The sequence below is a fragment of the Enterobacter sp. SA187 genome, assembly GCF_001888805.2.
Taxonomy (GTDB): Bacteria; Pseudomonadota; Gammaproteobacteria; order Enterobacterales; family Enterobacteriaceae; genus Enterobacter_D.
The window spans coordinates 3,711,374-3,724,207 of record NZ_CP019113.1 but is presented as its reverse complement, the minus strand read 5'-3'; the positions used below and the strand labels follow the sequence as shown (position 1 = coordinate 3,724,207).

At 54.9% G+C, this 12,834-nt stretch carries 12 protein-coding genes; all 12 read left to right on the top strand.

Going from position 1 to position 12,834, the window contains the following annotated elements; translation table 11 throughout:
• The first annotated feature begins 71 nt into the window (after window positions 1–71).
• The 12 genes from araG to BMF08_RS17835 all read left to right on the top strand — a co-directional run bounded on the left by araG (window position 72) and on the right by BMF08_RS17835 (window position 12,832).
• The gene (gene araG, locus BMF08_RS17890) at window positions 72–1,586 is read left to right on the top strand and encodes an L-arabinose ABC transporter ATP-binding protein AraG (protein ID WP_072568882.1); all 1,515 of its coding nucleotides are present in this window, start codon (window positions 72–74) and stop codon (window positions 1,584–1,586) included.
• Between the two features lie 14 nt (window positions 1,587–1,600).
• A complete protein-coding gene (gene araH, locus BMF08_RS17885) occupies window positions 1,601–2,581 on the top strand; it encodes an L-arabinose ABC transporter permease AraH (protein WP_072568881.1) in 981 nt (326 codons plus the stop codon).
• A gap of 162 nt (window positions 2,582–2,743) precedes the next feature.
• Window positions 2,744–3,553: a trehalose-phosphatase gene (gene otsB / locus BMF08_RS17880; RefSeq protein WP_072568880.1), complete on the top strand. Its 810-nt coding sequence runs from the start codon at window positions 2,744–2,746 to the stop codon at window positions 3,551–3,553.
• Window positions 3,528–4,952, top strand: coding sequence for an alpha,alpha-trehalose-phosphate synthase (gene otsA / locus BMF08_RS17875; RefSeq protein ID WP_072568879.1), 1,425 nt, complete (start codon window positions 3,528–3,530; stop codon window positions 4,950–4,952). The genes otsB and otsA overlap by 26 nt, the downstream gene beginning before the upstream one ends.
• Window positions 4,953–5,784: 832 nt before the next feature.
• Window positions 5,785–6,138: a flagellar transcriptional regulator FlhD gene (gene flhD, locus BMF08_RS17870; RefSeq protein ID WP_199775931.1), complete on the top strand. Its 354-nt coding sequence runs from the start codon at window positions 5,785–5,787 to the stop codon at window positions 6,136–6,138.
• Between the two features lie 3 nt (window positions 6,139–6,141).
• A complete protein-coding gene (flhC, locus tag BMF08_RS17865) occupies window positions 6,142–6,720 on the top strand; it encodes a flagellar transcriptional regulator FlhC (protein ID WP_072568877.1) in 579 nt (192 codons plus the stop codon).
• A gap of 122 nt (window positions 6,721–6,842) precedes the next feature.
• A complete protein-coding gene (gene motA / locus BMF08_RS17860) occupies window positions 6,843–7,730 on the top strand; it encodes a flagellar motor stator protein MotA (protein WP_072568876.1) in 888 nt (295 codons plus the stop codon).
• Window positions 7,727–8,656, top strand: coding sequence for a flagellar motor protein MotB (gene motB, locus BMF08_RS17855; RefSeq protein WP_072568875.1), 930 nt, complete (start codon window positions 7,727–7,729; stop codon window positions 8,654–8,656). Before motA ends, motB begins: the two co-directional genes overlap by 4 nt.
• A 4-nt stretch (window positions 8,657–8,660) precedes the next feature.
• Window positions 8,661–10,694 carry a chemotaxis protein CheA gene (gene cheA / locus BMF08_RS17850; RefSeq protein ID WP_072568874.1) on the top strand — a complete coding sequence of 678 codons (2,034 nt, stop codon included), beginning with the start codon at window positions 8,661–8,663 and terminating at the stop codon, window positions 10,692–10,694.
• Window positions 10,695–10,715: 21 nt separating this feature from the next.
• Window positions 10,716–11,219 carry a chemotaxis protein CheW gene (gene cheW, locus BMF08_RS17845; RefSeq protein ID WP_072568873.1) on the top strand — a complete coding sequence of 168 codons (504 nt, stop codon included), beginning with the start codon at window positions 10,716–10,718 and terminating at the stop codon, window positions 11,217–11,219.
• Window positions 11,220–11,696: 477 nt separating this feature from the next.
• Window positions 11,697–12,266: a Csu type fimbrial protein gene (locus tag BMF08_RS17840; protein ID WP_072568872.1), complete on the top strand. Its 570-nt coding sequence runs from the start codon at window positions 11,697–11,699 to the stop codon at window positions 12,264–12,266.
• 95 nt (window positions 12,267–12,361) lie between these two features.
• Window positions 12,362–12,832, top strand: a complete 471-nt coding sequence (locus BMF08_RS17835) for a Csu type fimbrial protein (protein WP_099458770.1) — start codon at window positions 12,362–12,364, stop codon at window positions 12,830–12,832.
• Window positions 12,833–12,834 lie beyond the last annotated feature (2 nt).

The window sequence follows — 12,834 nt, the reverse complement described above, 5'->3', positions numbered from 1 at the left end:
GCGTGGCAAGTGTGCCCTTCACCCGCCGGGTGGAGGGCCAGTCGTACACTGAAAAGCGTTTCGGAGATGTTATGCAACAGTCAACTCCATACCTGTCTTTCCGGGGGATTGGCAAAACCTTCCCTGGCGTAAAAGCGCTCAGCGACATCAGCTTTGATTGCTATGCAGGCCAGGTTCACGCCCTGATGGGGGAGAACGGCGCGGGAAAATCCACGCTGCTGAAGATCCTCAGCGGCAACTATGCCCCCACCACCGGCACCCTGGCCCTGCGCGGCGAAGACGTCACCTTTGCGGATACGCCCGCTGCCCTGAATGCCGGCGTCGCCATTATCTATCAGGAACTGCATCTGGTGCCTGAAATGACCGTGGCGGAGAATATTTATCTCGGACAACTGCCCCATAAAGGCGGCTTCGTTAACCGTTCGCTGCTGAACTACGAAGCCCGGCTACAGCTGGAGCATCTCGGCCTCGATATCGATCCGCAAACGCCGCTGAAATACTTGTCGATTGGGCAGTGGCAGATGGTGGAAATAGCCAAAGCGCTGGCGCGTAACGCCAAAGTGATCGCCTTTGATGAACCAACCAGTTCGCTCTCGGCCCGTGAAATCGACAACCTGTTCCGCGTCATCCGCGAACTGCGCGACGAAGGGCGGGTGATTATTTATGTTTCGCACCGCATGGAGGAGATTTTCGCCTTAAGCGATGCCATTACCGTATTTAAAGATGGTCGCTATGTCTGCACCTTCGACGACATGGAGAAGGTCAACCATGATTCACTGGTGAAAGCGATGGTAGGCCGCGATCTGGGCGATATCTATGGCTGGCAGCCGCGTGAGACCGGTGAAGAGATGCTGCGCCTTGATGAGGTCAAAGCGCCGGGCGTGCGTAAGCCGGTGAGCCTGTCGGTGAAGCGCGGGGAGATCGTCGGCCTGTTCGGGCTGGTGGGCGCCGGACGCAGCGAACTGATGAAAGGGCTGTTTGGCGGTACGCGCATCACCGCAGGCCAGGTGTGGATCGATGGCAAGGCCATCAACATCCAGAAACCCGGCCACGCCATTGCCGCGGGCATGATGTTGTGCCCGGAAGACCGCAAAGCCGAAGGCATTATTCCGGTGCATTCGGTGCGCGATAACATCAACATCAGCGCCCGTCGCAAATACATCCGCGCAGGCTGCCTGATCAACGACGGCTGGGAAGTACAGAACGCCGACCACCATATTCGTTCACTGAATATCAAAACCCCCGGCGCTGAGCAGCTGATCATGAATCTCTCCGGCGGTAATCAGCAGAAGGCCATTCTCGGGCGCTGGTTATCCGAAGAGATGAAGGTCATTTTGCTCGATGAGCCGACGCGCGGCATTGATGTCGGCGCGAAACATGAAATCTATAACGTGATTTATGCGCTGGCGGCACGCGGCGTGGCGGTGCTGTTCGCCTCCAGCGACCTGCCCGAAGTGCTCGGCCTCGCCGACCGCATCCTGGTGATGCGCGAAGGGGAGATCGCCGGTGAATTACTACACGGTCAGGCGGATGAACAGCAGGCGTTAAGCCTTGCCATGCCTAAAGTTAGCCAGGCTGTCGCCTGAGCAAGGAGAATATGATGTCGTCTTTAACCACTTCCGGCGCGCCTAAGTCGCCATTCAACCTGGGTCGTATCTGGGACCAGTACGGCATGCTGGTGGTGTTTGCCGTGCTGTTTATCGGCTGCGCCATTTTTGTGCCCAATTTTGCCAGCTTTGTGAACATGAAAGGGCTGGGGCTGGCGATCTCCATGTCCGGCATGGTGGCCTGCGGCATGCTGTTCTGCCTCGCCTCCGGGGATTTCGACCTGTCCGTCGCCTCGGTCATTGCCTGTGCGGGCGTCACCACCGCGGTGGTGATCAACATGACCGAAAGCCTGTGGATCGGTATCTTCGCCGGGCTGATGCTCGGCGTGCTCAGCGGTCTGGTAAACGGCTTTGTCATCGCCCGGCTGAAAATCAACGCGCTGATCACCACGCTGGCGACCATGCAGATTGTGCGCGGGCTGGCCTATATCATTTCCGATGGCAAGGCGGTCGGCATTGAAGATGAGCGTTTTTTCGCCCTCGGTTACACTAACTGGCTCGGTTTACCGGCGCCTATCTGGCTCACCGTTATCTGTCTGGCCATTTTCGGATTTTTACTAAATCGTACAACTTTTGGTCGAAATACGCTGGCGATCGGTGGCAATGAAGAGGCGGCTCGCCTGGCCGGTGTCCCTGTGGTGCGCACCAAAATCATCATCTTTATTCTGTCGGGTCTGGTGTCGGCGATTGCGGGCATTATTCTGGCGTCGCGCATGACCAGCGGACAGCCAATGACCTCCATCGGCTATGAGCTGATCGTCATCTCAGCCTGCGTGCTGGGCGGCGTGTCGCTGAAAGGGGGCATTGGCAAAATCTCCTATGTGGTGGCCGGGATCCTGATTCTGGGCACGGTGGAGAACGCCATGAATTTGCTTAATATTTCGCCATTCTCCCAGTATGTGGTGCGCGGTTTGATCCTGCTGGCGGCGGTGATTTTCGACCGCTACAAGCAAAAAGCGAAGCGTACTGTTTAAGCTTAACCTTTAAGTTTATCTCCCCCGTTGCCAGCCGTCCCGATGGCTGGCAACGCCTTCTTAAAATGGCGAGCCCCGTCACACTGTCTATACTTACAGAGCTAATGATAATGCGATGCGTCTGCCGGAGCAGACCATCTGAACTGTAAGGAGGAGACCAGAGTGGCCGACCAGTTAACTGTACCGCCGATTTTTTCTGGTAATTTTGCGTTCTTTTTTGACCTCGACGGAACCCTCGCTGACATCAAACCCCATCCCGATCAGGTAGCCATCCCCGCCAGGGTGCGGGACCAGTTGCATCAACTTGCTGAGCTTTACCAGGGCGCAGTGGCTCTGGTGTCCGGCCGTTCGATGCGTGAGCTGGATGCGCTTGCCAGTCCATATCGCTTTCCCCTTGCGGGCGTCCACGGCGCAGAACGCCGTGACAGCAATGGCGAACACCACGTGGTGACGCTGCCGCCTGAGCTGGTAAAGCAGATTGAACTGGAGCTGATTGCCGGGCTGGATGGTCTTGAGGGCACCGAACTCGAAGCAAAAGGAATGGCATTTGCACTCCATTACCGTCAGGCCATGCACCACGAAGACGCTATCTACGCGCTGGCACAGGCGCTGGAAGCAAAACACGATGAACTGGCCTTACAGCCAGGCAAATGCGTTGTTGAACTGAAACCGCGCGGCATCAGTAAAGGCGCCGCCATCGACGCATTTATGCAGGAAACCCCGTTTGCGGGCAGAACACCAGTATTCCTGGGCGATGACCTCACCGATGAACAAGGATTTAAGGTCGTGAACCGCGTGGGCGGCGTCTCGATCAAAGTCGGCTTAGGGGACACCCAGGCACAATGGCGACTGGACGGCGTTTCTGCTGTACACCAGTGGCTCGAACAGATGATTGATCATCACTTACAACAAGAAAAATTAGCGCTAACAAACAGGAGAGATGGCTATGAGTCGCTTAGTCGTAGTATCTAATCGCATTGCACCGCCGGATGATAAAAAAGCAAGCGCAGGTGGTCTGGCTGTCGGGATTTTAGGGGCGCTGAAAGCCACCGGGGGACTCTGGTTTGGCTGGAGCGGTGAGACAGGCAATGAAGATCAACCCTTAAAGAAAGAGACGCGCGGTAATATCACCTGGGCCTCTTTCAACCTCAGCGAACAGGATTACGAAGAGTATTACAACCAGTTCTCTAACGCGGTGCTCTGGCCTGCGTTCCACTACCGTCTGGACCTGGTACAGTTCCAGCGTGAATCCTGGGAAGGTTATCAGCGCGTAAACGCCCTGCTGGCGGACAAACTGCTGCCGCTGCTGGAAGAAGACGATGTGTTGTGGATCCACGATTACCATCTGCTGCCGTTCGCCCATGAGCTGCGTGAGCGCGGCGTGAAAAACCAGATCGGCTTCTTCCTGCATATTCCTTTCCCGACGCCGGAAATTTTCAACGCCTTACCGCCCCATGCCGAGCTGTTAGAACAGCTGTGCGATTACGATCTGCTGGGCTTCCAGACGGAAAGCGACCGTGTGTCTTTCCTCGACAGCATTGCCAGCCAGACGCGTCTGATCGCCAAAGACAAGAAAACGCATACCGCCTGGGGCAAAACCTTCGCCACTGAAGTCTATCCGATTGGTATTGAGCCAAAAGAGATCGCCCAGGCTGCCGCCGGGCCGCTGCCGCCAAAAATGGCCCAGCTGAAAGAAGAGCTGAAAGGCGTTAAAAATATCTTCTCCGTTGAGCGTCTGGACTACTCCAAAGGCTTGCCGGAGCGTTTTGCGGCCTTTGAAACGCTGCTGGAGAAATTCCCCGAGCATCACGGCAAAATTCGTTATACGCAGATTGCGCCGACTTCCCGTGGTGATGTGCAGGCGTATCAGGATATTCGTCATCAACTGGAAACCGAAGCAGGGCGCATCAACGGTAAATACGGCCAGCTGGGCTGGACGCCGCTGTACTATCTCAACCAGCACTTTGATCGCAAGCTTTTGATGAAAGTCTTCCGCTACTCTGACGTCGGTCTGGTCACGCCGCTGCGTGACGGCATGAACCTGGTGGCGAAAGAGTACGTGGCCGCGCAGGATCCGGCGAACCCGGGCGTGCTGATCCTTTCCCGTTTCGCCGGTGCCGCCAACGAACTGACGTCCGCGCTGCTGGTCAACCCGTACGATCGCGATGATGTGGCGGCGGCGATGGACCGCGCGCTGACGATGCCGCTGGCTGAACGTATTTCCCGCCACGCCGAGATGCTGGACATTATCCAGAAAAATGACATCGACGCCTGGCAGAAGAGGTTTATCGCCGACCTAAAGCGCATAACGCCACGTAGTGCAGAAAGTTTGCTGCAAAATAACGTGGCGACCTTTCCGAAATTAGCCTGATAACACGTGCTCCCGCGCAGGCGGGAGCACGTGTTTCTCTTGCCCGACACGCCTCCCGCTTCCTCGTTTTTGCCACTCCCATACTCTTTTTTATGTTTCAGCGCAACTACAAAAGATGTTAGTTTTATGACAGAGTTAATAAATATTCATTAATTATTCTTACTACTGGAATAGTTCACAACGTAACCATTTTGCAAAAATACCGCTTCTTAACCCAAATCTTCGCGATAAAAAACCCTGGCTGCTGTTTTACTAATCCTGAGGATTAGTAATTTTGTAATCGTTAACAAAAGCGACCGGGCTTTTTATCTTCCTGCATAATGTGTTGTTTTATAAGATTATTATTAATTTGTCTCTACAATAGAGATCGATCATTTACGCTAAGCCGTTGCTTTGAAAAGCAGTGCATTCTTTTCACGCACAGGTCAGAGGTGTTTGCATGTCTATTCGTGCGAAAGGAATAGAAAACAGATTCAATAGAACAAAAAAGACGCAAAGCAATAGTCTTATTGATGGATTTATTCGGAATATTCGCTTAAATTATGTGACGTCGATCACATTATTTTCAAAATACTACTTGCTCACATTGTATGTCTGAGTGTCCGCGAGTACAGTTGCCTCGATTTAGGAAAAATCTTAGTTTAGCGTAAGAAATGATGGCAGCGTGCGAAGGACCAGGTCGCCCAAAGAGGCGAAGGCCTCCGCGTCACATCCCTGAATCGTAGTATTGCATTTTGCCTTTTCTTTTTATTCTACCGGGTTTTTTCCCGGCGACATCACGGGGTGCGGTCTGACCGCTTAAGATTTTCGTTGGTTATTCTGGATGGGAAAAATGCATACATCCGAGTTGCTGAAACACGTTTATGACATCAATTTGTCATATCTCCTTCTTGCACAGCGTCTGATTAGTCAGGACAAAGCCTCAGCCATGTTCCGTCTGGGGATGAGTGAAGAAATGGCATCCACAATGGTCGAGCTGACATTGCCGCAAATGGTAAAACTGGCTGAAACCAATCAGCTGATTTGCCAGTTCCGCTTTGACAGCCACCAGACGATCACCCGTCTGACGCAGGAATCCCGTGTAGACGATTTGCAGCAGGTGCATACCGGTATTTTGCTGTCGACACGTTTACTCAGCGATGCTGGTCAGACTGTTGATACGCCTGCCCGGAAGAAAAGGGCCTGATTTATGACCGGTAAAAGCATTGTTCAGGAAGCGCGCGATATTCAGCTGGCCATGGAACTGATTACGCTTGGCGCGCGGTTGCAAATGCTGGAAAGCGAAACGCAGCTCAGCCGTGGTCGACTCATCAAACTCTATAAAGAACTGCGCGGCAGCCCGCCGCCGAAAGGCATGCTGCCGTTTTCGACCGACTGGTTTATGACGTGGGAGCAGAATATCCACGCCTCCATGTTCTGTAACGCCTGGCAGTTTTTACTGAAAACGGGCCTTTGCAGCGGCGTTGACGCCGTGATCAAAGCTTACCGTCTCTATTTAGAACAGTGTCCGCAGCAGGAAGAGGGGCCGTTGCTGGCCCTGACCCGCGCCTGGACGCTGGTCCGTTTCGTCGAAAGCGGAATGCTGCAGCTTTCACGCTGTAACTGCTGCGACGGCAATTTTATTACCCATGCGCACCAGCCCGTGGGAAGCTTCGCCTGTAGTTTGTGTCAGCCGCCTTCCAGGGCAGTAAAAAGACGTAAACTTTCCCCGGAAGTTGCCGATAGTAATTCACAACTGCTGGATGAACAGATTAATCAGGCTGTTTGACCGAACGGTGTGAGCAACACTCCAGCAGCGGTAAGCAATTACCGCTGCTTTTTTTTGCCCCGCCGCCGCGCCAAACGCAAATCTGTTTCTCCTCGCCTTAGTCAACAGTGAAGGATGATGTCGTGCTGATCTTATTAGGTTACCTGGTTGTTCTCGGTACAGTCTTCGGCGGTTATATGATGACCGGCGGACACCTTGGGGCACTTTATCAACCTGCCGAACTTATTATCATCGGTGGTGCGGGCGTAGGTGCGTTTATTGTGGGCAACAACGGCAAAGCCATCAAAGGAACGCTGAAAGCGCTTCCTCTGCTGTTTCGCCGTTCAAAATACACCAAAAGCATGTACATGGACTTGCTGGCGCTGCTTTATCGCCTGATGGCGAAATCGCGTCAACAGGGCATGTTCTCGCTGGAGCGTGATATTGAAAGTCCGAAAGAGAGCGAAATTTTCGCCAGCTACCCGCGTATCCTTGCCGATCCGGTGATGCTCGAATTTATCGTGGATTATCTGCGTCTTATCATTAGCGGCAACATGAACACCTTCGAAATCGAAGCGCTGATGGACGAAGAGATCGAAACCCATGAAGCCGAAGCGGAAGTGCCCGCCAACAGCCTGGCGATGGTCGGTGATTCACTGCCCGCGTTCGGGATCGTGGCGGCGGTTATGGGCGTCGTTCACGCCCTGGCCTCGGCGGATCGCCCGGCGGCTGAATTGGGCGCGCTGATTGCCCATGCGATGGTGGGGACGTTCCTCGGCATCCTGCTGGCCTACGGCTTCATCTCGCCGCTGGCGACGGTGCTGCGCCAGAAGAGCGCCGAAACCACCAAGATGATGCAGTGCGTCAAGATCACGCTGCTCTCTAATCTGAACGGCTATGCACCGCCGATTGCCGTTGAGTTTGGTCGTAAAACCCTGTACTCCAGCGAACGTCCTTCCTTCGTGGAACTGGAAGAGCACGTGCGCGCGGTCAGAAACCCAAACCAGCAGACCACGACTGAGGACGCATGAAAAACCAGGCCCATCCCATTGTCATCGTCAAACGACGTAAACATAAAGGACACGGAGGCGGCTCGCACGGATCGTGGAAGATTGCCTACGCCGATTTTATGACGGCAATGATGGCGTTCTTTCTGGTCATGTGGCTGATTTCCATCTCCAGTCCTAAAGAGCTTATTCAGATCGCAGAATATTTCCGCACACCGCTGGCGACGGCGGTGACCGGCGGACCGCGTATTTCGAACAGCGACAGCCCAATCCCTGGTGGCGGTGATGATTTCACCCAGCAGAAGGGGGAAGTGCAGCGTCAGCCGAACGTGGAAGATTTGCGTAAACGCATGGAACAGAACCGCCTGAGCAAGCTGCGCGGCGATCTCGACCAGCTGATTGAAGCCGATCCGAAACTGCGCGCCCTGCGTCCGCATCTGAAGATCGACCTCGTGCAGGAAGGGCTGCGTATTCAGATCATCGACAGCCAGAATCGCCCGATGTTCAAGACCGGCAGCGCCGAAGTAGAGCCGTATATGCGCGATATTTTACGCGCCATTGCGCCGGTGCTGAACGGCATTCCTAACAGAGTCAGTCTGTCAGGCCATACCGATGATTACCCTTATGCTAATGGCGAACGCGGCTATAGCAACTGGGAACTCTCCGCGGATCGCGCAAACGCATCGCGTCGCGAGCTGGTCATCGGCGGCCTGGACGACGGTAAAGTCCTGCGTGTCGTGGGCATGGCGGCGACCATGCGCCTTAGCGACAAAGGCGCTGATGATGCGATTAACCGCCGCATCAGTCTCCTGGTTCTCAACCGGCAGGCGGAACAGGCAATTTTGCACGAAAATGCCGAGAGCCAGAACGAGCCAGTAAGTTTATTAAAACAGCCAGAGGCGTTGCCCCAGGCGACAGTTCCCACATCGCCACAACCCGATCCGAGGTGATAGCGTGAGCATGGATATTAGCGATTTTTATCAGACGTTTTTTGATGAAGCTGACGAGTTGTTGGCCGACATGGAGCAGCATTTGTTGGATCTGGTGCCTGAAGCCCCGGATTCCGAACAACTGAATGCCATCTTTCGTGCAGCGCACTCCATAAAAGGCGGCGCAGGCACGTTTGGCTTCACCATTTTGCAGGAAACCACGCACCTCATGGAAAACCTGCTTGATGAAGCCCGGCGCGGAGAGATGCAGCTCAATACCGATATAATCAATCTGTTTTTGGAAACTAAAGATATTATGCAGGAACAGCTCGACGCCTATAAAAGCTCTCAGGAGCCCGATGCCGCCAGCTTTGAATATATCTGCAATGCCCTGCGTCAGCTGGCGCTGGAAGCGAAAGGCGAAGTGGTGCCTGCAACCAGCGGCGCAAAACTGACGGTGGTCGAGGCGCAGGACGAACAGGCTGACGTTGCTGCCGCCCCGGCAAACAACGATAAGCTGCGCATCGTGATTTCGCGTCTGAAAGAGAACGAAGTCGGCCTGCTGGAAGATGAACTCAAAAACCTCGCCACCTTAAGTGACGTGGTCAAAGGCAGCGACTCCCTCAGCGCCACCCTCGATGGCGGCGTGAGCCAGGATGATCTAATTGCCGTACTCTGCTTCGTGGTTGAACCGGATCAGATTGCTTTCGAAACCGCGCCCGCCGCGGCAAAAGCCGAACCGGCCGCAGAAGTGGTAGCCCAGGCCGCACCGCAGCCGCCGGCAGTAGCCGCCGCCCCGGTACTGAAAGCCGTACCGAAAGAGCAGGCCGCCGCAGGCCGTCAGGAACGTGAAAAACCGGCGCGCGCCAGCGAATCCACCAGCATCCGTGTGGCGGTGGAAAAAGTAGACCAGATCATTAACCTGGTGGGCGAACTGGTGATCACCCAGTCGATGCTGGCCCAGCGTTCCAACGAACTGGATCCGGTCACCCATGGCGATCTGATCACCAGCATGGGCCAGTTGCAGCGCAACGCCCGTGACCTGCAGGAATCGGTGATGTCCATCCGTATGATGCCGATGGAATATGTCTTCAGCCGCTTCCCGCGTCTGGTGCGCGATCTCGCCACTAAACTGAACAAGCAGATCGAACTGACGCTGGTCGGCAGCTCGACCGAGCTGGACAAGAGCCTGATCGAACGCATTATCGATCCGTTAACGCACCTGGTGCGTAACAGCCTCGACCACGGTATCGAACTGCCGGACGTGCGCGTCGCCGCCGGTAAATCCGCCGTGGGTAATCTGGTGCTGTCCGCCGAACACCAGGGCGGCAATATCTGTATTGAAGTGACCGACGATGGCGCGGGTCTGAACCGCGAACGCATCCTCGCCAAAGCCGTATCGCAGGGCATGGCGGTAAGCGAAAATATGTCTGACGAAGAAGTCGGCATGTTGATCTTCGCGCCGGGCTTCTCCACCGCCGAGCAGGTGACCGATGTGTCGGGCCGCGGCGTGGGTATGGACGTGGTAAAACGTAACATTCAGGAGATGGGCGGCCACGTCGAAATCAAATCCAAACAGGGCGCGGGCACGACCATTCGTATCCTGCTGCCGCTGACGCTGGCGATCCTCGACGGCATGTCCGTGAAGGTCAGCGAAGAAGTCTTTATCCTGCCGCTGAATGCCGTGATGGAATCGCTGCAACCGCGTGAAGAAGATCTGCACCCGCTGGCCGGCGGCGAGCGCGTTCTGGAAGTGCGTGGCGAGTACCTGCCGCTGGTAGAACTGTGGAAAGTCTTTGACGTCAAGGGCGCGAAAACCGAAGCCACCGCCGGTATCGTGGTGATCGTGCAGAGCGCGGGACGTCGTTACGCCCTGTTGGTTGACCAGCTGATCGGTCAGCATCAGGTGGTAGTGAAAAACCTCGAAAGCAACTATCGCAAAGTGCCGGGCATATCCGCTGCGACCATCCTCGGCGATGGCAGTGTCGCGCTGATCGTGGATGTTTCGGCGTTACAGGGATTAAACCGTGAACAACGTATGGCGCATACAGCCGCCTGATTTAGGTAAGAAGGTATAAACATGACCGGTATGAGTAATGTAACGAAACTGGCTGGCGAGCCATCAGGTCAGGAATTCCTGGTTTTCACCCTCGGTGGTGAAGAATACGGGATCGATATTCTGAAAGTGCAGGAAATCCGTGGTTACGATCAGGTCACCCGCATCGCTAACACCCCGGAGTTCATCAAAGGGGTGACGAACCTGCGCGGCGTCATTGTGCCTATCGTCGATCTGCGCGTGAAGTTCAGCCAGATGGACGTGGAGTACAACGAAAACACCGTGGTGATCGTGCTGAATCTCGGTCAGCGTGTGGTGGGGATCGTGGTTGACGGCGTTTCTGACGTACTGTCGCTGGCAGCGGATCAGATCCGCCCGGCGCCGGAATTCGCGGTCACGCTGTCCACTGAATACCTGACCGGCCTCGGCGCGCTCGGCGACCGTATGCTGATCCTGGTGAATATCGAAAAACTGCTGAACAGCGAAGAAATGGCGCTGCTCGACGTGGCGGCCACGCACGTCGCCTGATGCTTCACCTTGCCGGGTAAGCGTCAGCGCCACCCGGCAAACAAAAAACGCTCTCCCTCGCGAGGGCGTTTTATTTTCCCCGCCCGCTTTTAAATAAATTTCTGCCCAAAAAATAAAATAGCTCAAATATATTATTATCCCCGACCGTAATAATTAAGGTGCGGTTAACTCCGGTTAACGGCAAATAAATGAAACAACAGCAACGCTAATGATTTATTGTGATGCAGATCACGCGCAACATAATATATCCTTCGTTGATACGTTTATTTACATCTTGATTTATTTTTTAATGCATTGAAAATTAATGATAATTTATGTCAATCAGGCACCCTGATGACCCGCGCCTCGCCTGGTAGTTCTTTCCCTTTCCCTGAGCTAAATTTCTGTTAATCCTGTTATTTCATCAGCAGGAGAATGTTTACGGCGGCTAAACCATTATCGCAATAAGCGGAATGCTTATTTACTGGAGGCGATAACATGAACAGAAAATTACGTATTATCCTCGCGGGTAGCGCGTTGTTATTCGCCGGGCAGCATGCTCAGGCGGTAACCAGTAACGGTACTATCGGCGCAACCCTCACGTTAACCAACGGCTGCCTGATTAACGGATCTCCCAACCAGAACGGTATCAATTTCGGTACGCTGAATTTTGGTGAACACCCGGCAACCTTTTCTACGCTGACCACCCAGCTTACCGGCGTGGGCGGCGGTAACAGCTTCGGCATTCAGTGCACCACCGACAGCTATACCGTGCAAATCACCGGCAATACCAACTCCACCCCACCGGCAACAGTGGTCGGGACCACAGGGACGCCCGCGCGCTTTCTGGTGAATACCACCAATACCGCGCAGGGCGTGGCCTACAGCCTCTACAGCGACAGCGGCTTCAGTAACGTGGTGGCCAACAACGCGCCGCTGCCTATCGCCTCAACTACGGGCGGCGTCAATAACTATACCCTCTATGGTCGTATTCAGGGGGGCGGTAACAGCGTGACGGTCGTGCCGGGTACCTATACCGATACGATAAACGTGAGCGTTATTTACTAACGCCCTTCACGATGAAATCTGAAGGAACGCCAGCTTCCCAGCGGGGAAGCCGGGGAGCCCTGCGCCCAATTTTCTGGCTGGCGCTGGCAGGGCTCATGATGCAGGGAACTGCCCTGGCTGTCACCAGCCAGTCATTCAGGGTGGGAGCGACGATAACGCCGGGCTGTTCAGTCACCAGCGGCACCGGCGGCGTACTCGGGACGCTGAATTTCGGCACCCGTACCGGTGTGGAGAGCGGGCGCGTATCCACCAGTTTTGTGCCCAACTCTTCATTCCTGCTGCCCTGTACCCCCGGCGTGGCGCTGACCATGAGCATCAATGGCGGGCTGAATTATACCAGCGTGCGTAATATGCGCCGCAGCGGTGGCACCGAGGTCGTGCCGTATCGCCTGTACAGCAGCAGCACGCTGGCTGCCAATACGGAGATCGCCCAGAACCAGTCAGTTTCGGTCACCTACAGCAACAGTAATAACATTGCGCTTTCGCTGTTTGGCGCGGCGCAGCTGACGGGATTCAGTCCCGCAGGCACTTATAGCGATCAACTCACCGTGACCCTTACCTGGTGAGA